Genomic DNA, 21274 nt, shown 5'->3' on the forward strand with positions numbered 1-21274 from the left:
CCCGGTCTCCTATTGAACTCTGATGCGCGGATTGAGGAACGCGTAGCCGACATCGGAGATGAGCTGTGTGATCAAGACGATAAACACCGAGACCAGCGAGCAGCCGAGCAGAAGATCGATGTCGTTGTTGCCGGCAGCCTCGACCAGCGTGTAGCCGAAACCCTGGTATCGGAACATCACCTCGACGATAACGACACCGGTGAGCAGCCAGGGAAACTGCAGCATGATGACCGTGAACGGTGCGATCAGCGCGTTGCGCAGAGCGTGCTTTATCACCACGCTGCCGAAGGAGAGGCCCTTCAGCCGGGCGGTTCGGATATATTGCTGTGTCATCACCTCCACCATCGAGGCGCGGGTCATGCGGGCGATGTAGCCGATGCCGTAGATCGCCAGCGTCATTACCGGCAAGGTGAAATTGTAGAAGGTGATGCCCTGGCTGGCCGAGGCCGCCGAACCGTTCAGCACGCCGAGCCAGGAGGCGAAGATCACGGTGAAGATGACGCCCGAAACGTATTCGGGCGTCGCCGTCGAGGCGATCGAAGCCACCGACAATGTACGGTCGGTGCGTGAGCCCTCGCGCATGCCGGCGAGAATGCCGATCAAAAGCGAGATCGGCACCATTACGGCCAGCACGCAGAGCATCAGGATGCCGGTGGCGCTGAGCGCCGGAAAGAGTTTCGAAGCGACCGTCGTCTTGAACTTGGTCGAGCATCCGAAATCGCCTTGCAGGATGCCGGAGAATGTCGGCACGACCGGATCGTTGCAGAAGGAGAAACGCTGTGCGGGCTTGCCGGTCGCCGGGTCGGTCACCGGCTGCTTTGGCATGATGCCCAGCCATTGGCCGTAGCGGACAAAGAAATTCTGCCGATAGCCATGGTTGACCAGCCAGGCCTCAAGTTGCTCGGCGGATGTGTGCATTTCGGTCTGGCTGATCGCCAGCTTCTTCAGATTGGGCCCGAGATTGACCAGGAAGAAGACGATCATCGTCAGGCACAGCATCGTCAATGCCATGGTGCCGAGACGCCTGATAACGAAAGAAAGCATGGCGGTCCCCTGCCGGTCGGGTTGGGGGTTGGAACCGGTTTGCAAGCCGCCCTGCCGCCAGCGGCAGAACAAGCCTTCAGACCAGTCCCAGATGCAATACCCTTTTATTGCAGACCCCGGCCGAAGAGTCCGCAACTTTTTGCTGCGCCGACTTCCGGTCCATGGATCATGCAAAGAGCGACGGAAAGGGGCGAGACGCCCCTTTCCGGATCGTCCGGTCAGGCCTGCTCGAGCCAGACCTTGCCATAGTCGCGCTCGAAGGTCGGGTGCATCTTGTAGTTCTGCACCGCCTTGACCGAATGGCTGTAGAGCTTGCGCCAATAAGGCTGGATGATAATGCCGGAATCCTGCAGGATCTGCTCGATATCCTTCATCATTTCCTTGCGCTTGGCGGCGTCGGCGACTGCGAGCGCAGCGTTGAGCTTGGCATCCCACTCCGGATTCGACCAGGCCGTCTCGTTCCAGGCTTCACCTGTGCGGTAGCCGATCGCCAGAACCTGGACGCCGAGCGGCCGCATGTTCCAGTTGGTCATCGACAGCGGATACTTCGTCCAGTCGTTCCAGAAGGTCGAACCCGGCAGCACCGTACGCTTCACCTTGATGCCGGCGTCCCGCATCTGCGCGGCGATCGCATCGCCTGTATTCTTGTGCCAGTCCTCGTCGACCGTGATCAGCTCGTGCTCGAAATCGGCCTGGCCGGCTTCCGCCATCAGCGCCTTCGCCTTGGCCGGGTCGCGAGCAATCTTCGGCAGTTCGTAGTATTCCGGATGGATCGGGGCGACATGGTGGTTTTCGGCAACCGTGCCGGCATTGCCGTAGCCGAGCTGGAGGACGACATTGTTGTCGACCGCGAGCTGCAGGGCGTTGCGAACCTTCTGGTCGCCATAAGGCTTGTTGGTCACATTGGTGCGGCAGACGATCGTCGAGGCGGTGACGATCTCCGACTTCACCAGGTCCATGCCGTCGAGGATCGACACATAGTCGGCCGACGTCTCGAAATTGGTGTGTACCTCGCCTGCTTCGAAGGCGCTGACCATGGCCGCCGGATCGGTGCCGTAGTCGACGAACTCGATGCCGTCGAGGAAGACCTCACCATCCCACCATTTGTTATCTTCGCGGCGCTTGTAGACCACTTTCTGGCCGACATCGTAGGAGACCAGCTCGAACGGCCCAGTGCCGATCGGGCAGGACTTGAAGTCGCCGCCTTTTTCATCGAACGTCTTGTGGACGATGAGGCCGGGATAGTCGCACACGTTGGGAATGAGGGCGATATCCGGCTTGCTGAGCGTCAGCTTGATCGTGTGGTCGTCGACCTTGGTCACCGCGCTCTCATCCAGTTTGTCGTCCTTGACCAGCGAACCGAGGCGACCCGGCATGGAATTGCCTTCGGCCTTCTTGTCGGCCCAACGCTTGAGGTTGAAGATGACGTCGTCTGCGGTGAACGGATCGCCGTTGTTCCAGGTGACGCCTTTGCGCACATGCAGCGTGTATTCGGTAGCGTCGTCATTCACGTCCCAGCTCTCCAGCAGATAGGGGCGGAATGTGTATTCGGTGGTATATTTGACCAGCGGCTCGAGCGCCTGGCGCTCGGCATTGGCGATTTCCGACCAGTCGGCCTTGCGCGGATCCTTCGGATCCTTGATCCATTGCGCGACCTTCAACACGCCGCCTTTCTTGCCCTGGACCTCTTCCGCTTTGGCCGGCGTCGGGTCTGCAAGGCCAAGCATGCCATAGGCCATCGCCGTCGAGGCTCCGAAGACGCTGGCGAGAGCCAGAAATTCGCGACGATCCATCTTGCCTGCCTTGGCGTCTTCGGCCATGGCCAGGATGTGATCGGGAACGCGGTCGCCGTTACTCTTGTAGATCGTCATGACTAACTCCCATTGTTGGCTTTCTGCCTTTTAACATTCCGCATCCGCGCCATGATGTCAAAGACGGCACGGATTGGGAACATGCCAAGGAATGTGCAACTTTGGAAGCAGGCCGGTTCGCGCGTTAACGACAGTCTTGGCGCAAATTTGCTAGTGCGCCAGGGATTTCGCCCGAAATCTCCACGGGCAATTAAACCGGGACATTTGCTGCTGCGCCGCTCGTTCATCGGGCAACCAGCTGTTCTGCGCGAACGGCCGGTTTCAATATTCCCGTTCGTAGAAAACACCGCCTTTGGCTTCGCCGGCGTCGGTTGCCTCACCACGCAGCTTGACGCCGCGCCCAACGTCGAGATCGACGGTTGCCTTGCCCGAGCCCGGCCTGTCGCCCTTCTGGATCGTCACGTAGGTGCGGTCGTTGAGATACTTGCCCGCCGAGACGGCGGTGCCGCCCTCTTCGTCGGTGATCACGTCGAGGTCGTCGACGCCGATCGCGCTGCGCAGGTTCTGCAGCAGGGAGGTCGAGCCGCCGATGCCGGCCAGTTGTCCGGCAGCCTCGGCAAGCTGAGCGATCTGCAGCGGCGACAGGTTCGACATCGAACGGCCGAAGATCAGCTGCGCCAGCACCTCGTCCTCCGGCAGCGCCGGTACCGAGGAGAAGGTGAATTTCGGGTTGGTCGCCTCGCCCGACACCACGATGGTCACGGTGGCGCTGGTCGTCTTCGATTGCGCCGTGAGATTGAGGTAGGGCACCAGAGAGCCGGAAAAGCCGACCGTGCCTTCGGTGAAGGTCAGCCGCTTGGCAAGGATCGTCAGCCGACCGCGCCGCAAGGTGAAGGTGCCGACCGCCTGGGGTGACGATGCCGGGCCGGTCAGCCGCAACGACCCGCCGAGTTCGGCGTCGACGCCCCTGCCCTGGATGAAGATCTGGCTCGGCGCATTGACCGTGACGTCGAGAATGAGGCCGCTGCCGCCGCCACCGCTGCTTGCAGCGGCCGGGCGCAACGCCTTGTCCTGCGCACGCACGGCGGCCGGCGCATTCTTGTGCTTGACGTTGAGCTCGGCCAGCGAGCCGGGCAGTTTTTCGGGTACGGTGATGACGGTCTTGGCCAGGTTGACGGTACCGGAAATCATCGGCGCGGAGGTGAGCGGCCCCTTAACGGTCAGGTCGCCGCCAAGATTGGCGGTGACTACCTTGCCGTCGGTATAGCGGCCGTCGACAAGCTTGATCGACAGATCGGCCGGAAAACCCTTAGCCGGATCGATGCCGACGGTGCCGCTGGCCGAAAGGCTGCCGCGCGTCGACAGCGTGCCGGTCAGTCGATTGATCCTTGCCACGCCGCCACCGACGGCGACATCGGCAGTGATGTCGTTGATCGCAAGCCCCGAACGCGCGTCGAGCAGGCGGGCGCCTGACGTGCGGACCGTGCCTGAGATCACCGGCGACGTCGCCGGGCCGCGTACCTGTATATCGACGTCGGCCGTGCCGCTCAGGGACAAGCCTTGCGCGGCGAGTGTCCTGGTGAGGAATGCGAACGGCACCTTGCCGGAAAAGTTGAGATCAAGGGTGGGCGCGCCTGATGTCGTCATCGTGCCGCCGCCCTTGAGACCGAGGCCGGCGGCATCGCTCATGTTGGCGTCGAAGGTCAGTCTGTTGCCCGAATACGTACCTGAGGATAAAACGCCCATGGCGCCGAAGCCTGCACCACGGGTCTGCGACGTCTGAACGCCTGCTGCATCGATCTTGAAAGCAACGGCCGGATTGGCCGGCGCACCCGTCACCTTCACCGTGCCCGAGATGGAACCGGCGGCATCGAGGCCCGGCGAAAAACTGTTGGCTATCGAGATCGGGACGCGGGCCAGCGTCGCGTTGAGGTCGAGCGCCTGCCCAGCTTTGCCCGTGACCGTCGCCGTGCCGCCGCCGAGGTTGAGCACCAGCCTGTCGAGGCTGGGCACTCCATTGGCGATGTTGATGGTCGAGGCCTGGGCGATAGCCGCCTTGATGCCGCGGATGGTCGCCTCGCCGGAGGCAAGTTCGACCGTCGTCGTGCCGTTGACCGCCTTGACCCGCCCACCGGCTTTCAGCGGAATATCCTTGACGGTGGCGCCACCGGAAAAACCGGTCCATTCGCCGTCGCGCTTGAGATCGACGTCGACGCCACGGATAACCGTGCCGCCGGAGGTCACGCTGTCGGCACGGATTTTGCCCGAGATCACCGGTGCCGCCAGATAGTTGGCGATCAGCGCATCGATGCTCACGGCCTTGGCCGAGACATCGCCGCGCGAGATCGAGCCCGTCATCGCCTTGACGGCGACCTGCGGCACGGCGCCCGCCTTGGAGAAGGCGATCGTGCCGCGCACATCGCCGTCGGCCTTTTCCAGTGCCAGGGCAGCAAGCGGACCGATATCGGGCAGGTCGAGCGCTACCGTGCCGACCGGGACGAAGGCATCGTCGAGCGCCAGGTCGCCGGAAATACGGTTCTTGCCCAGCGACAGCAAAAGCCCATTGATGGCGCGTTTGCCGTCCGATGTCGCCAGCACGGCGCTGCCCTGCAGCGGTTGACCCGCGACGTTTCCGGTGAGTTGCACATTCGCAGCCGGGTTGGCGGCATCAGCCTTGCCGGTGGCAGTGAGCTTCAGGCCAGTGATCTCGCGCGCCGCGACCGAAAGCCTGTCGCTGTTGACAGTCAGGGACAGATCCGGCGCAGTGCTGGCGCCTTGCGCATTCAGCGCGAAAGAGATGGCGCCTTTGGCGTCCTTGGATACCAGCGAGACGTCGCCCAGCGCGCCTTTGACGTCGGCGCTGAGCTTGTTGGCGGCAAGGCTCGCCTGCCCGTCTGCCGTTAGCGAACCGGACGACAGCCTGACGGCGTTGGCGGTGACATTGCCGTTGGCGTCTCGCTTCAGCGCGGCACTGAGTTGTGTTCGCGCGGCGAGCACGCCACGTACCGCCGCCGGCAGCGCCGCCGACGCGGCATCCGCCTTGAGATTTAGATCGATGGCGCCGTCGGCCAGCGAGACCCGCCCGTTGAAGCCGCTGTTCAACGCGTCGCTGGTCACTGTGCCGCTATCGATGATGACAGCGTCGGCGGCAAGGCTGCCGGCGAGTTTGGCAGTGACCTTGCCGGCGATCAGCGGTGCGACTGTCGGATTGTCGATGCCGATTTTTTCAGCGGTCACGGTGCCGGAGATCGGCCCGCTCCGGGCTTTCACGTCGAAGCGATCGGAGTGCAGCGCCAGCGTGATGCCCTCGACCTTAGCCAGATTGGTGGCGGCCGATGGCAGCGTCGCGGAGATGTCGAGCTTCGGCTGCGTGCCCTGCCCGGCCGCCTTTAGCGATATCGCCTGCAGCTCGAGCTTGATCGGACTTGCCTTGCTGCCGAACGACAGCGGCAGGCTCGGACCGGTCGAGGCGAGGTCGAGCGAGAAATCGCTGGCGCCGTTCGGATTGATGGTGCCGGCTGCCTTGCCGGAGATTTTCTCGCCGGCAAGCGTCGCCTGCTCGATGGCCAGGCCGCTGACCGAGGAGAAGCGGCCTGCCGCATCGAGATCGAGCGGCCCGAGCCCGGCCCGCCGGGTCTGGTTGGTTTCGGCGCCGCTGAGCCGGGCGTTGAAACGGACGTCGGGGGCAGCCGACGATCCCGTGACCTGCGCGGTGCCGCTGAGCGCGCCCACGGCATCGAGACCCGGTGAAAAATCATTGGCAAGCGCTGCCGGCACCGCCGACAAGGTGGCAGCGAGATCGAGCGTCTGGCCAGCCGTACCCGACACGGCAACCGAACCGCCGCCGACACCGAGCGCCAGGTTCTCAATGCTCACCATGCCATTGGCGATTGTCAGCGCCGACGGCTGTGCGATCGCTGCCTTGATGCCGCGGATGATTGCCTCGCCCGAGGCAAGCTCGATGCTGGTGATGCCGTTCGCGATCCTGACCCGCCCGGCCGCGCTGGCCGGAATGCCGGCGACCGTGGCGCCGCCGCTAAAGCCGGTCCAGTCGCCGTTGCGCTTCAGGTCGACATCGATGCCGCTGATCACCGTGGTTCCGGAAGTGATCATGTCGGCCTTGACTTTGCCGGCGATCGCCGGGGCTTTGAGATAATTGGCGACCAGCGCGTTGACGGCGATTGTCTTGGCCGCCAGTTCGCCGCGCGAAATCGCGGTGCTCGTCGCATCGATCGCGACCGTCGGTGCTCCATTGTCGTTGGCGAAGCGGATCGTGCCACGCACGTCGCCGGCTAGCGTTTGGCCGGCAAGTCTGGCCAGCGGGGCAATATCGGCGGCATCGAGGGCCAACGTGCCGAGCGGCAGCAGGTTGTCGTCGAGCCCGAGGTCGCCGGAGACCTTGTTGTCGGCCAGCGAGACGGCAAGTCCATTGATGGAGCGCTTTCCGTCGGTCGTGACCAGCGATGCCTTGAGGTCGAGCGGCTGGTCGTCGACCGAGCCGGTCAGCGAGACATCGGCGGCGGGACTGGCGATATCGGCCTTGCCGCGCGCGCTCAGCTTGATCTGCTTCACCGCATGGCCGGACGCCGTCAGGCTGTCGCTGCTGGCCGAAACCGAGAAGTCCGGCGCGGTGCGCGCACCGCTTGCGGTCAGCGCGAAATCGACTGCGCCGCCGACCTTCGCGCCAACCAGCGGCGACAGCACCGACACGTCGCCGAGCGTTCCTTTGATATCGGCTCGGATATCGGTGCCCTGCGCGCTGGCGGTGCCGCTGGCGTTGAGCGTGCCGGAGGTGAGCTGCAGTGCATTGGCGGCAAACGCACCGTCCGGGTCGCGGGTCGCGGTTGCGGAAAACTGCACGCGCTGGCCGAGAACCGAACTGATCTGCGGCGGCAGCGCCGTCGAAGCCGCGTCGGCATTCATCTTGAGCGTCATCGACAGATCGGCCAGCACCACGGTGGCCGTTACGGACGCATTGAGCGCGTCGCTGCGCAGCGTGCCTTGGTCGACGACGACCTGGTCCTTGCTGACGGAGCCGGCGAGACCGGCGCTGACCCTGCCCGTTATCAGCGGCGCCAACGTCGCAACGTCGGTGTTCAGGCCGGCCGCCGTCAGCTTGATGGTGACAGGCCCGCTACGGTTCTGGATGTCGAAACCATCCGAATGCACTTGCCCGATCAGGTCGTCCACCCGCGTGCCGCCCGCCACCACCGAGACCAGCGACGCGCCGATATCGACCATCGGCGCCTTGCCATCGCCGAAAGCGCGGGCCGTGGCGTCCTTGATCGCCACGGTTATCGGCTGCGCCTCGCTGCCGAGACTAAGCACGATCGGCGGCCCCTTTGCGGCGAGCTTAACGGAAAGATCGCTGGCACCGTTCGGATCGACAGTGCCGGCGGCCGTCGCGTGCACGGCATCGCTGTCGATATTGGCGCGCTCCACGTCGACGCCGCCGGCCGCGGTCGCTGTGCCGGCGAGGTCGAAGCTGGTCTTGCCGGCAAACAGCGGCTTCAGATTTTCGGGCAGGAAGCGCTCGAACTCGCCGTCACCCTTGGCCTCGACATAATGACCCTTGTTCGTGAGCTGATGACGACCGGTAAGCTGGGTGACGATCCGGCGATCGACGACAAAGGTCCCGATGCCATTCCAGTTGGCGAGCGGTCCGGTGCCGGAAACGACAATCTCGACCGGCGGCGCGCCCGGCAGCTTGAGCAGGTTGGCGATGATGCCGCCGGCCGGCTCGGATGCCCTCAAGTCGAGGTCGAGCTTGTTGTCGGCCGGCGCGAATTGGGCTTTGGCGTCGACCGTGCCTTGCTTGCCGTCATGGCGAACGATGTTGAGATTGGTCTCGATAGCCAACGGCGAGGCATCCGCCTTGAGCGCTCCCTTGGCTGCGAGCTCGGCAACACCGCTGCCGGCCAGAGCCTGCCCGAGTGCGATTTCGGGAAGGTCGAGCTGCTTGACATCGATGGAAACCGGCAGCGTGGTCGCCCCGCTTTGGCGCGGCTGTGTATTGGCCATCGGCAGCCTTGCCAACTCGATACGCTCGGCCCCAATGCGATCGGCGCTGAAGCTCTTCGACAGGAGTGCCAGCGGCGACCAGTCGACGGCCACCTTGCGCGCCACCATCCAGGCGCCTTCGCGATCCTCCAGAACGACATGATCGACCCTCAGCGCGCCCGACCAGATACCGTCGATGCCGACGACAGTGACCTTGCGATCACTGGTCGAGGCCATGGTCGAGATGATGCCGGCAAGGTTTTCGCGGCCGCGCTCGGTCTTGGTCAGCACGACGAGCGCCCCCACCGCCGCTGCCACGACGATGAGCAGCGTGTAGAAAAGGATACGAAGGATGCGCCTGAATATTGCCATCAGAATGCCTGGCCGATGCCGGCATAAATGCCGAAATGAGGATCGTCGGGGCCGCGGTTGAGCGGCACTGCCGCGTCGATGCGGAGCGGCCCGAACGCCGTCAGATAGCGCAAGCCTACACCCGCGCCGACCTTCATGTCCGAAAAATCGGGAACCTGCCTCGTCGACACCGTGCCGGCATCGACGAACGGCACAACGCCGATCTTGTCGGTGACGGCGATGCGCATCTCGACCGAGGTCTCGAAGAAGGAAAGCCCTCCGATCGGCTCTCCATTGCTGTCCTTCGGGCCGATGCCTTGATAAGCATAGCCGCGCACCGAACCGCCGCCGCCTGAGTAGAAGCGGCGATCTGCCGGAACATCTTGAAGACTGGCGCCGATGATAGAGCCGATGGCGACACGTTCGGCGAAAACGAATTTCGAGGCCGAATCGAGCGACTGGTAGGCCGACCCCTCGCCCTTCAGCTTGACGAAGGCAGCCCCGCTCAAAATGTCGTAGCTCGGCTCGGCATAGGCCAGCACCCTGAAGCCCCGGGTCGGATTGAGCTTGCTGTCGCGATTGTCGTAGACATATTGCAGTGGAATGCTGGCGATCAGATAGGTGTGCTTGCCGAAAGCGTCGTGGATCCTCGAATAATCCAGCGCGACTTGCGCGGAAACCGTCTGCTTCTTGTCGAGTTCGTAGGATAGGCCGGTACTGCCCTTGACCGAGAAATGGTCATAGGCGTCGGGGTGCTCCAGCACAGCATTGACGCTGGCAATGAATTTCGACGCCGGCCCGACCACGCCCGGCTTTTCGAACATGACGCCGGCATTGTAATTGAGCTGGGTCAAGTCGTTGCTGCCGATGCCGCTGATCTTGCCGTCGATGCGCAGCTTTTCGGCGCGGCCAAACAGATTGCGATGCCCCCAATAGCCTTCGAGGCCCAGCCCTTCGGTGTTTGAGAAGCTGCCGCCAATGCCGAAATAGCGCGGCTTGCGTTCGCTGACCTGGACACCGATCGGGACATTGCCCTCGGCGTCGAGGGCGTCGGCTTCCTTCACCGTCACGCTGTTGAAGACCTCGAGGCCGAGCAGCCGGTCGCGTGCATCGTCGATCTCATCGGGCGAATACTGGCGGCCACGCTTCAGACCGGTCATATATTCGGTGAAGTCGCGGTCGACCTTTTCGGTACCCTCGACAGTGGTGTCGCCATAGCCGGCGACCGGGCCGGCCGCGACGGTGAGCGTCACGTCGAGCGTCGAACCGGTGTGCTCGGCGACGATCTCGCGGCCCGTCACCTTGGCCAGCGGCCTGCCTTCTTGCTTGAGTGCCCGCACGATCGCCGCCTCGGCCTTGAGCACGGCGCCCGAACTGGCGTCACCGCCGGCGATCAGACCGAAATCGGCACTTGCCAGCCCCGCTGCATCGCCTTTCAGTCTGATGTTGCCAAGCGTGAATTTCGGCCCGGCCGCTATGCTTATCACCACCGGAATCGGCTGCGGGCCGGAAAACTCGGCATCGGGCGGCAGATCGTCGAGCGGCTTGCCCTGAATAGTGATGGTGACGACCCCCTCGTAGCGGGCGTCCGCGTAGAGCGCGGCGACAAGTTGCTCACGGTCGCTGCGCGCCTTGGCCAAAAGACCCAGCGAACCTGATACCGGGTGTTCCTCGTCGGCTTTCAGCGCCGAGGCGTTTTCGAGCTTCTCGGCGAGATCCTTGTCGGCGTCGGGCGTCTCGATCGTCACGGCATAACGCAGCGGGTCAACGATGTCGGCATCTTCGTCCTTCGACGATCCCCATAGCTTGATGCCGAAAATCTCGAAGGCTGCCGCATTTCCGGTCTCGACAATAAGTACCGCCGAGCACAGCAAGGCGAAAAGCAGGGCGCGCGAAAGCGCGCGCCGTTGCGCGGTTCCTCCCGACATCTGCCTTTCATACGCCGGCATTACGCTCCTAGCCTAGCTCGCAAACCTAAAATTGGAATGAAGTTCTGAAGCACTCGTAAAGGGGCCACAATCCAATTGCTGAAATAGACAGGGCTTGGAACTCACACCTTCTGCGTCGCCGCAAGAAAGCGTGATCCCCTGTCCTATGGAGCTACTACCGGTCATCGGCCGGAAAGCAAACCGTTGGCAGGCGGATCCTGCCGCGTCCTGATGTTGACAAGCGCCACTGAAGCTTGAAGATTTCTGGACGTCAGCACTTGTCTGGAGGGGTTTATGGCAATGCGCGCGGCTCGTGGTCTATCGATTCTTTTCCTTCTCTTTTTTGCCTGGAGCGGTGTCGCGCAAGCGGCCGAAGCCCGGCGGGTGGTGACATCGGACAATTCCGACTATTTCGGTTTCGATCTCAGATCCGACCAGAATGTCAGCCTCGACCAGTGCAAGACCACCTGCCTCGGCGACCCGGCCTGCCGCGCCTTCACCTACAACCTCAAGGCCAAATGGTGCTTTCTTAAATCCGATTACAACTCGTTGAAACCCTTCAGCGGCGCCGTCGCCGGCAAGGTCGTCAACATCGATGGCGATCCCGACATCGGCGCGCCACCCGAACTCGCCTTCTTCCCGAACTGGATGGCAGACCAGGCCCAGCAATACCGCAACAAGCTCACTGGCCCGACCTACACCAAGCCGACCGAGGGGCTGACGGCGCTGAGGGCCGCCGCCGAACAGTCGGCGCTGACGGGCGATCATCGCGCGGCCATGCACAAATACGAGGCGGCGGTTTCGGCGTTGCCTGATGACGGCCAGCTCTGGCTCGAGCTGGCGCGCGAAACGCTTGCCGTCCATCCGACCGCCAACAGTTCGGAGCCGTCGACGCTGCCGGCGAACGCCACTTCCGCCGCCTTCAATGCCTACAAATTGCTGCGCACCACCAGGACGCGCGCCGACGTGCTGGCGCTGCTCGGGGACGGCCTTGATCGCCGCGATCTCTACAGGCCGGCCCTGCAGGCCTACGAGGCGAGCCTCGCTCTCGTCAATTCGCCGGCAGTCAGGGCCGCCTACCAGGATCTCAAGGCCCGCAAGGGCTTCCGCGTCATCGATCATACCGTCGATGCCGACACCAGCGCGCCACGCATCTGCGCGCAGTTCTCCGAGGAGCTGGTCAAGACCGGCGTCGACTACTCGCAGTTCGTTACTGTCGACAACGCCGCTCCCAAGGGCGTCGAAGCCAAGGACAAGCAGATCTGCGTCGAAGGGCTCGAGCACGGCCAACATTATGACGTGACCTTCCGCGCCGGCCTGCCGGCCGCCATTGGCGAGGTCACCGCGGCACCGGTGGTTCTATCGATATATGTGCAGGACCGCGCGCCTTCGGCCCGCTTCACCGGCGACAGCTTCGTGCTGCCCGCCGGCGCACGCCGCGGCATACCGGTCGTCACCGTCAACATGAATGCCGCCGAAATGAAGCTCTTCCGCATCGGCGACCGCTCGCTGGCCCAACTTCTGTCGGGATATCAGTTCCTGCGCCAGCTTGACGGCTACGACATTTCGAACATCTCCGAACAGATGGGCGAGCCGGTCTGGCAGGGCCAGCTCGACATCGCCAACGACCTCAACAAGGAAGTCACCACCTCCTTCCCAATCGATGAGGCGTTGCCGAAGCGCAAGCCCGGCGTCTATGTGCTGACCGCACAAGCCGTCGACGATCGCAGCGACGACTATGATTCGCACGCCACGCAATGGTTCGTCGTCTCCGATATCGGCCTGTCGACCTATACCGGACAGGATGGACTGAACGTCTTTGCGCGTTCGCTCGCAACCGCCAAGCCGATTGCCGGCGCCGAGCTGACGCTGCTGGCCAGGAACAATGAAATCCTCGGCACCGCGACCACCGACGCGGAAGGGCGGGCGGTGTTCAATCCCGGCCTGACGCGCGGCGACAGCGGCATGGCGCCGGCCGTGCTGATGGCCAAACAGGGCGACGACGATTTCGTCTTCCTCGATATGGGCCGCGCCGGCTTCGACCTGTCCGACCGTGGCGTCGCCGGACGGCCGGCACCTGGCGCGCTCGACGTCTATGCCTGGACCGAGCGCGGCATCTACCGCGCCGGCGAAGATGTCCATGTCGCGGCTCTTGCCCGCGACAGTGCCGCCAAGGCGGTCGAGAACCTGCCGCTGACCTTCATCTTCTCGCGGCCCGACGGCGTCGAGGACCGCCGCATCGTCAGCGACGGCGCGTCGGCCGGTGGTCACGCGGTCGACCTGCCGCTGGAACCCAACGCCATGCGCGGCACCTGGACGGTGGCGATCCATACCGATCCCAAGCAGGCGGCGGTTGCCAGCCAGATGTTCCTGGTCGAGGACTTCGTACCGGACCGCATCGAGTTCGACCTGTCCTCCGACAAGCAGGAGATCGCCCAGGGCGAGACCGCCAACATTACCGTCGACGGCCGCTTTCTCTACGGCGCGCCGGCCGCGGGCCTCGCGCTCGAAGGCGAATTGACGCTGTCGACCGCCCGCGATTGGGACCGCTTCAAAGGCTATTCCTTCGGTCTCGCCGACGAACAGTCGGCTGAACCGACAGTGACGCCCTTCACTGGCCTGCCGGTGGTCGGCGAGGACGGCAAGGCGACCTTCCCGGTCTCCGTCGATCAATTGCCATCCACCACCAAGCTGGTCGATGCCAAGATCACGGTCAGGATGCGTGAAACCGGCGGCCGTGCCGTCGAGCGCTCGCTGAATATCGGCATCCGCCCGCAGGGCCACATGATCGGCATCCGCCCGGATTTCGACGGAGACGAGGTGCCGCAAGGCGGCACGGCCAAGTTCAGCCTGGTCGCCGTCGACCCAGACGGCAAGCGTGAGGCGCTGAAGGGCGCACAGTGGTCGTTGGTCAAGGTCGAGCGCAGCTACCAGTGGTATCGCTCGAGCAACTCCTGGAACTATGAGCCGGTCACCTTCACCAAGGCGGTGGCCAACGGCCAGGTCGACCTGAGCGCCGATGGCGAGGCTACGGTGTCGCTGCCGGTCGACTGGGGCCGCTACCGGCTCGAGATCGAGACAGCGGATCCGGAAGGCCCGGCCACCAGCTATGAGTTCGACGCCGGCTGGTATGTCAGTTCCACCACCACCGAAACGCCCGACGGCCTCGAGATCGCCCTCGACAAGGATACCTATGCGGCGGGTGAAGTGGCCAAGCTCAAAGTGTCGCCGCACTTTGCCGGCGAGTTGCTCGTCACCATCGGCGCCGACAAGCTCCTGAAGACCGTCACCGCCAGCGTGCCGGCCGGCGGCAGCACTGTCGACATCCCGGTCGGCGACGACTGGGGCGCCGGCGCCTACGTCACGGCAACGCTATTCAGGCCGGGCGATGCGCAAGAGACACGCATGCCGGCGCGCGCCATCGGCGTCAAATGGCTGAAGCTCGATCCCGGCTCGCGGAAGCTTGCGGTCAGCTTGGCGACGCCGGGCAAGACCATGCCGCGCCAGCAGCTGTCGATCCCGGTCGCCGTTGCCGGCGTGCAGCCCGGCACCAACGCCTATGTCATGGTCGCGGCCGTCGACGTCGGCATCCTCAACCTGACCAACTACAAGGTACCGGATCCGGAGAACTGGTTCTTCGGGCAGCGCATGCTCGGTCTCGAGGTTCGCGACATCTATGGCCGGCTGATCGACGGCTCGCTGGGCACAACCGGTAAGCTGCGCACCGGCGGCGACGGCGCCAACATGCAATCGCAAGGCAGTCCGCCGACCGAAAAGCTGGTCGCCTTCTTCTCCGGCCCGGTCCAGCTTGACGCCGACGGCAAGGCGCAGATCGACTTCGACATTCCGCAGTTCAACGGCACCGTGCGCGTCATGGCCGTCGCCTGGACCAAGGAAGCGGTTGGCCATGCCCAGTCCGACGTCATCGTGCGTGATCCGGTGGTAATCACCGCAGGCCTGCCGCGCTTTCTGGCGCCCGGCGATTCCGCCGTCATGCGGCTCGACGTCGCCGACACCGACGGCCCCGCAGGGGACTACAAGCTGACCGTCAACACGACAGGCGACCTGTCAACCGGCAATGCCGCCTTGCCTGAAAAGCTGACGCTCGCCAAAGGCAAGCGGCAGACACTGACCGTGCCGTTGATTGCGCAGACCGCAGGCAACGCCTCGATCACCATCAGGCTTGCGCATGCCGACGGCACCGCCGTCGAGCAGACGCTCTATGTGCCGGTGCGCCCGGCGCAACTGCCGGTGACCACCCGCATGGTCGTTGACCTCAAGGGCAATGGCGGCGCGCTGCGCGTCGACAAGGAACTGCTGGCGGCAAGCCTGCTCGATGGCGCTTCGGTCAGCGTCGGCGTTTCGCAGGCGGCTGCCTTCGACGTGCCGTCGCTGCTGATGACGCTCGACCGCTATCCCTATGGTTGCGCTGAACAGACCACCAGCCGCGCCATGCCGCTTCTCTACGTCAACGACATGGCTTCCGGCATCGGCATGGCCAGCGACCCCGATCTGCATGGCCGCGTCCAGGACGCCATCTACAAGGTGCTGAGCTACCAGGCATCGGCCGGCAGCTTCGGCCTGTGGGGTCCGGGTTCCGGCGATCTGTGGCTCGACGCCTATGTCACCGATTTCCTGACCCGGGCGCGCGAGCAGAAGTACGACGTGCCGGCCTTGGCGATGAACCAGGCGCTGAGCAATCTGCAGAACGCGATCGGCTACGATCAGGACGTCCAGGATCGTGGCAGCGAGATCGCCTACGCGCTCTATGTGCTTGCCCGCAACAAGAAGGCCTCGGCCGGCGATCTGCGTTATTATGCCGACACCCAGCTCGAGGCCTTTACCAGCCCGATGGCCGTCGCCCAGCTGGCGGCGTCTCTCGCGCTCTACGGTGACACGCAGCGCTCGGAGGCAACCTTCCAGGCCGCGCTGCAACTGGCCAAGTCGACACCCGAATATGACTATTACCGATCCGACTATGGCTCGCCGCTGCGTGACGGCGCGGCGATCCTGGCGCTTGCCGCGGAAAGCAAGCCGGTGCCGACCATCGTGCCGGCGCTGATCCAGTTGGTGACCAGGGAACGCGCCGACGCTAGGTGGACCAGCACGCAGGACGAGTCCTGGATGCTGCTGGCGGCCCGGGCGCTGAAGGCCGGCAATGATTCGATCGCGCTGACCGTCAACGGCGCACCGCATGCCGGCGGCTATTCGGACCAGATCGCCGGTGGCGACCTGGCCGACAGTCCGCTGACCATCGTTAATACCGGCAGAAATCCGCTGCAGGCGGTCGTCACCACTGTGGCCTCGCCGATCCAGCCTCTGCCGGCCGGCGGCAACGGCTTTACCATCAGCCGTACCTACTACAAGCTCGACGGCACAGAGGCCAACGTGACGGAGGTCAAGCAGAACGAACGCTATGTCGTCGTGCTCAAGGTTTACGAGCAGAACACCTGGCCTTCGCGGCTGCTGATCACCGACCTGCTGCCGGCCGGCTTCGAGATCGACAATCCGGGCCTGGTCTCCAGCGCTCAGTTGACGAACTTCTCCTGGCTGGCTCAGACCGATGCCGCCCATCTCGAATTCCGCGACGACCGTTTCGTCGCGGCGTTCAATCCCAACGACGGCGACGGCGACCGCAACATCACGCTCGCCTACGTCGTGCGCGCGGTGACGCCGGGCACCTATGCCCACCCGGCGGCAACGATCGAGGACATGTACCGGCCGCAATATTCGGCCCGCACCGCCACCGGCATGATGGAGGTCAAGGCGCCGTAAGGCAAAAAAGGCGGATAGGAATATGGCGATGGCGCTGCCCCTCATTGCCCTGCCGGGCATTTCTTCCCATATAGAGACGGGGAGGAAGAGCCATGCGCCGAAGTTTTCGCCGAACTTTGACGCCGCAGAAAAGGCGCCAAGGGTCGCGACAGCCCCCTTCTCCCCATCACTAAACGGGGAGAAGGTGCCAGCAGGCGGATGAGAGGCGGCGCCATGCTCTCCAGAAAGTTCCTGCGCCGAGCGGCCATCACGGGCATTTCCTTGGCCGGTCTCGCTGCAATCACCGCCATCGCCCTCTGGCAGCTCGACCGCGCATTTCCGCCGCCGCTGCCGGCTGCTTTGACGGTCTCGACCGAGGTGCAGGACCGAGACGGCCAACTGCTGCGCGCCTTCGCTACGCCGGACGGCTACTGGCGGCTCGCTACCAGCCTGGACCAGGTCGACAAGCAGTTCGTCGACATGCTGGTCACCTATGAGGACAAGCGTTTCTGGGGTCATCAAGGCATCGACGTGCTGGCACTGGCGCGTGCCGCCGGCCAGTTCGCGACCAGCGGCCATATCGTCTCCGGCGGTTCGACGCTCTCGATGCAGCTCGCCCGCCTGATCGAGCCACGCGACAGCCGCAGCCTCGGCTCGAAGATCAAGCAGATGCTGCGCGCCCTGCAAATCGAACGGCGGCTTTCCAAGCGCGAGATCCTCGAACGCTATCTGACGCTGGCGCCCTATGGCGGCAATCTCGAAAGTGTGCGCGCCGCTTCGCTCGCCTATTTCGGCAAGGAGCCGAAACGGCTGACGGTCTCGGAGGCCGCCCTGCTCGTCGCCTTGCCGCAATTGCCGGAAAAGCGACGCCCTGATCGCAATCTCGAGATTGCCCACGCTGCCCGCGACAGGGTGCTGACCCGCATGGTCTCGGCAGGCCTGCTCGGCGAACGTGAGGCCGCGCGTGCCGCGCTCGACGATGTGTCGGGGCTGCGGCGCACTTTGCCGGCGCTCGCTGCCCATGCGGCCTATGCAATGCTGCCCAAGGCCATCCCCGGCCAGAAGCTGCAACTGACGATCCGCAAGAGTGTCCAGGAAGGGCTGGAGGAGGTGGCGAAAGATGCAGCCGCCAGGCTCGGCCCTCGCCTCTCGGTGGCCATGGTGCTGGCCGATGCCCGCACCGGCGATATCCTTGGCGAGGTCGGCTCTGCCGATTTCTTCGATGCCACTCGTTCGGGCTGGATCGACATGACCAAAGTCGTTCGCTCGCCTGGCTCGACGCTGAAGCCGTTCATCTATGGTCTCGCCTTCGAACAAGGCCTGGTGGCGCAGGAGATGCTGATCGAGGACAGCCCAGCCGATTTCTCCGGCTACCGGCCGAAGAACTTCGACATGGGCTATCAGGGCGATGTCAGCATCAGGCAGGCGCTGCAATTGTCGCTCAACGTTCCGGCGATCCGCGTGCTCGACGCGGTCGGCCCGGCCCGGCTGATGGCGCGCTTTCGCCAGGCCGATGTGACCCCTGTACTGCCCGTCAACGAGGCGCCTGGCCTGGCAATCGGCCTCGGTGGCGTCGGGATGACACTGCGCGACCTGGTTCAGCTCTATGCAGGCCTTGCCAATGGCGGCAAGGCACACACGCTGCGTGACGGCACCGAGCCGGAGAATGCCGAACGCTCGACCACCACCATCCTCGACGGACAGGCGACCTGGCAGATCACCGACATCCTGTCAGGCGTCAAGCCGCCTCCGGGTGCCGCCCAACGCGGCATCGCTTACAAGACCGGCACCTCCTACGGCTATCGCGACGCCTGGTCGGTCGGCTTTGACGGCCGCTATGTGCTCGGCGTATGGGTCGGCCGCCCCGACGCCGGCGCGGTGCCCGGCCTGTCCGGCTACATCTCGGCGGCGCCCATCTTGTTCGAAGGCTTTGTCCGTTCCGGCCTGGCCGCCGTACCACTGCCAAGCCAGCCGTCCGGCGTCCGGCGTCCCAAACGCGAGGAGCTGCCGGTGACGCTGACGCGCTTCGGCGCCGGCACCGATGGGCTGGTGCAGGCGACGCCGACCGAACCTGCGCCAACCATCATCTTTCCGCCCGACGGCGCCCGCGTCGATCTCGGCACTTCCTCGGCCGACGCCTCGCCGCTGGTCCTCAAGCTGCAGGGCGGCCGCGCACCATTCCGCTGGCTGGCCAACGGCAAGCCGCTGGTCGGCATCGACCGGCGGCGCACCGCAACCTGGCAGCCGGACGGCGCCGGCTATTCGACCCTGACCGTGATCGACGCGGCGGGACGCGCGGCTAGCGTAAAGGTTTTTGTCGAGTGAAAATTTCCCTTGAATAGATTTCGGCAGGTGATTCAGGAGATTGGGTTTTACGCCTTGCTTTCGGCCGCCGGTATTTCCTCGGCCTTTGCTGACACCCTCCCCGCCGGCTTTGTTCGGCTGGCCGACATCGATCCCAGTATCCGGCAGGATATCCGCTATGCCGGCCTCGAAAATTTCCTGCATCGCAAGGTAAGCGGCTACGATGCGCCGGTATGCGTCCTCACCAGGCAAGCGGCGCAAGCGCTTTCGGCAGTGCAGAAAGCGATTGCTGCCGAAGGGCTGACGCTGGTCGTGTTCGACTGCTACCGCCCTGCGCGGGCTGTCTCCGACATGAGTGAATGGACAAAAACGGGCGGGCCACCGGACCCGCAATGGTATCCAAAGGTCAAGCGCAAGGATCTCATCGCCAAGGGTTATATCGGCGAACTGTCCACCCATTCGCGCGGATCGACGGTCGATGTCGCGATCGCCGGGGTCAACCATAAAAAACAGGCCGGCCGCACGAGCGCTCCGAAACCGGCCTGCGGCGCGACCGATGCCGACACGCTCGATTTCGGCACCGGTTTCGACTGTTTCGATCCGGCGAGCGAAACGGCTCACCGAGCGATAGACGATGAAGCCGCGGCTAACCGCAAAAGACTTGTCGAGGCGATGCGCGCCGGCGGCTTCAAGAATTACCCACGCGAATGGTGGCACTTCACGCTGGAAAACGAGCCGTTTCCAAGAGAGCGCTTCAACTTTCCCGTTACCGGCGAATAAGCTGCCGAAACCTCGTTCAGACGACACGCAGCCATTGCCGAAGAGCTGGCCGTCTCTAGTTAATCGCGTCGGGAGCGCGATCATGGTCCATGCGGGAAAATAGTTCCTCGCATCGCCCAAACCAGGCGAAAAATTGCTTCAATGAGCCAAAAAAGGCAACATTGATTGCATCTAAATTCTATCAATTCGGTAGATTTGGCGCGAGTTCAACGGAGGCGGAAATGACCAAACCTCATTTCAGGAAACTGCTCGGCGCACTGGTCGCCACATCCGTCCAGTTCGGCACGCTCGGTTTCGCGTTTGCCGACACCACCATTCTCAACGTGTCCTATGATCCGACGCGTGAGCTCTATAAGCAATTCGATGAGGCCTTCATTGCCCACTGGAAGGCAGAGACAGGCGAGACGGTCACCGTCCAGCAGTCACATGGCGGATCCGGCGCGCAGGCTCGCGCCGTGATCGACGGCCTCGACGCCGACGTGGTGACGCTGGCGCTCGAAGGCGATATCAACGCCATCGTTTCGAAAGCGAAGAAGATCAATCCAGACTGGCGGACGAAATTCGAAAACAATTCGGCGCCCTACACCTCGACCATCATCTTTCTCGTCCGCAAGGGAAACCCCAAGGGCATCCATGACTGGGGCGATCTGGTCAAGGAGGACGTCCAGGTGATCACGCCGAATCCCAAGACCTCCGGTGGCGCGCGCTGGAACTATCTCGCCGCCTGGGCCTATGCCAGCTCCAAGGATGGCGGCGACGAGGCCAAGACCAAGGAATTCGTCGGCAATCTCTATGCGCATGTCCCGGTTCTCGACACCGGTGCGCGCGGCGCCACCGTGACCTTCGCGCAAAAAGGGCTGGGCGACGTGCTGCTCGCCTGGGAAAACGAGGCTTATCTGGCGCTCGATGAGTTCGGCGCCGACAATTTCGATATCGTCTACCCGCCGACCTCGATCCTGGCCGAGCCGCCTGTCGCCGTGGTCGACGCCAATGTCGACGCCAAAGGTACACGCAAAGTTGCCGAAGCCTATCTGAGCTATCTCTATTCCAAGGAGGGCCAGACGATCATCGCCAAGAACCATTATCGCCCTTCGAAACCCGACCTGGTGCCGGCGGAGGACCTTGCCAAGCTGCCTGAGATCAAGCTGATCACCATCGACGACCCGCTTTTTGGCGGCTGGAAGAAGGCACAGCCTTATCATTTCGGCGATGGTGGTATATTCGACCAGATCTACAAGCCGGCCCAGTAGCATTTAGATCAGGACGACATGACCACAGCACCCGCCAAGGCGGGGTGGCGGT

The 21274-nt window shown here is 63.8% G+C and carries 8 protein-coding genes; 4 read left to right on the forward strand and 4 right to left on the reverse strand.

The features are described 5' to 3' along the window. Positions 1–9: 9 nt before the first annotated feature. The 4 genes from NKI63_RS22625 to NKI63_RS22640 all read right to left on the reverse strand — a co-directional run bounded on the left by NKI63_RS22625 (position 10) and on the right by NKI63_RS22640 (position 11155). Positions 10–1044: an ABC transporter permease gene (locus NKI63_RS22625; RefSeq protein WP_352491082.1), complete on the reverse strand. Its 1035-nt coding sequence runs from the start codon at positions 1042–1044 to the stop codon at positions 10–12. A 218-nt stretch (positions 1045–1262) separates the two neighbouring features. After that, positions 1263–2915, reverse strand: a complete 1653-nt coding sequence (locus NKI63_RS22630; protein WP_352505544.1) for an ABC transporter substrate-binding protein — start codon at positions 2913–2915, stop codon at positions 1263–1265. A 261-nt stretch (positions 2916–3176) separates the two neighbouring features. After that, entirely contained in the window at positions 3177–9227 is a 6051-nt protein-coding gene (locus NKI63_RS22635) for a translocation/assembly module TamB domain-containing protein (RefSeq protein WP_352505543.1), read from the reverse strand. After that, positions 9227–11155, reverse strand: coding sequence for an autotransporter assembly complex protein TamA (locus NKI63_RS22640; RefSeq protein ID WP_352505542.1), 1929 nt, complete (start codon positions 11153–11155; stop codon positions 9227–9229). Before NKI63_RS22640 ends, NKI63_RS22635 begins: the two co-directional genes overlap by 1 nt. Positions 11156–11428: 273 nt before the next feature. On the opposite strand from NKI63_RS22640, the gene NKI63_RS22645 reads away from it, so the two are divergent. The 4 genes from NKI63_RS22645 to NKI63_RS22660 all read left to right on the forward strand — a co-directional run bounded on the left by NKI63_RS22645 (position 11429) and on the right by NKI63_RS22660 (position 21222). Continuing rightward, positions 11429–16909 (forward strand): alpha-2-macroglobulin family protein, encoded by a 5481-nt coding sequence (locus NKI63_RS22645; RefSeq protein WP_352777680.1) that lies wholly within the window; start codon positions 11429–11431, stop codon positions 16907–16909. 213 nt (positions 16910–17122) lie between these two features. After that, positions 17123–19213, forward strand: a complete 2091-nt coding sequence (gene pbpC / locus NKI63_RS22650) for a penicillin-binding protein 1C (RefSeq protein ID WP_352687530.1) — start codon at positions 17123–17125, stop codon at positions 19211–19213. A 27-nt stretch (positions 19214–19240) separates the two neighbouring features. Then, complete coding sequence (locus NKI63_RS22655) at positions 19241–19972, forward strand: M15 family metallopeptidase (RefSeq protein ID WP_352687529.1); 732 nt, start codon at positions 19241–19243, stop codon at positions 19970–19972. A 221-nt stretch (positions 19973–20193) separates the two neighbouring features. Beyond that, positions 20194–21222 (forward strand): sulfate ABC transporter substrate-binding protein, encoded by a 1029-nt coding sequence (locus tag NKI63_RS22660; RefSeq protein ID WP_254819065.1) that lies wholly within the window; start codon positions 20194–20196, stop codon positions 21220–21222. Positions 21223–21274: the final 52 nt, after the last annotated feature.

Origin of the sequence: Mesorhizobium sp. M0410 (assembly GCF_040321435.1) — a bacterium.
Lineage (GTDB): Bacteria > Pseudomonadota > Alphaproteobacteria > Rhizobiales > Rhizobiaceae > Mesorhizobium.

Coding starts and splice junctions, on each gene's coding strand:
- NKI63_RS22625 (WP_352491082.1), bottom strand. CDS start 1,044: ATGCTTTCTTTCGTTATCAGGCGTCTCGGCACCATGGCATTGACGATG.
- NKI63_RS22630 (WP_352505544.1), bottom strand. CDS start 2,915: ATGACGATCTACAAGAGTAACGGCGACCGCGTTCCCGATCACATCCTG.
- NKI63_RS22635 (WP_352505543.1), bottom strand. CDS start 9,227: ATGGCAATATTCAGGCGCATCCTTCGTATCCTTTTCTACACGCTGCTC.
- NKI63_RS22640 (WP_352505542.1), bottom strand. CDS start 11,155: ATGCCGGCGTATGAAAGGCAGATGTCGGGAGGAACCGCGCAACGGCGC.
- NKI63_RS22645 (WP_352777680.1), top strand. CDS start 11,429: ATGGCAATGCGCGCGGCTCGTGGTCTATCGATTCTTTTCCTTCTCTTT.
- pbpC (WP_352687530.1), top strand. CDS start 17,123: ATGCTCTCCAGAAAGTTCCTGCGCCGAGCGGCCATCACGGGCATTTCC.
- NKI63_RS22660 (WP_254819065.1), top strand. CDS start 20,194: ATGACCAAACCTCATTTCAGGAAACTGCTCGGCGCACTGGTCGCCACA.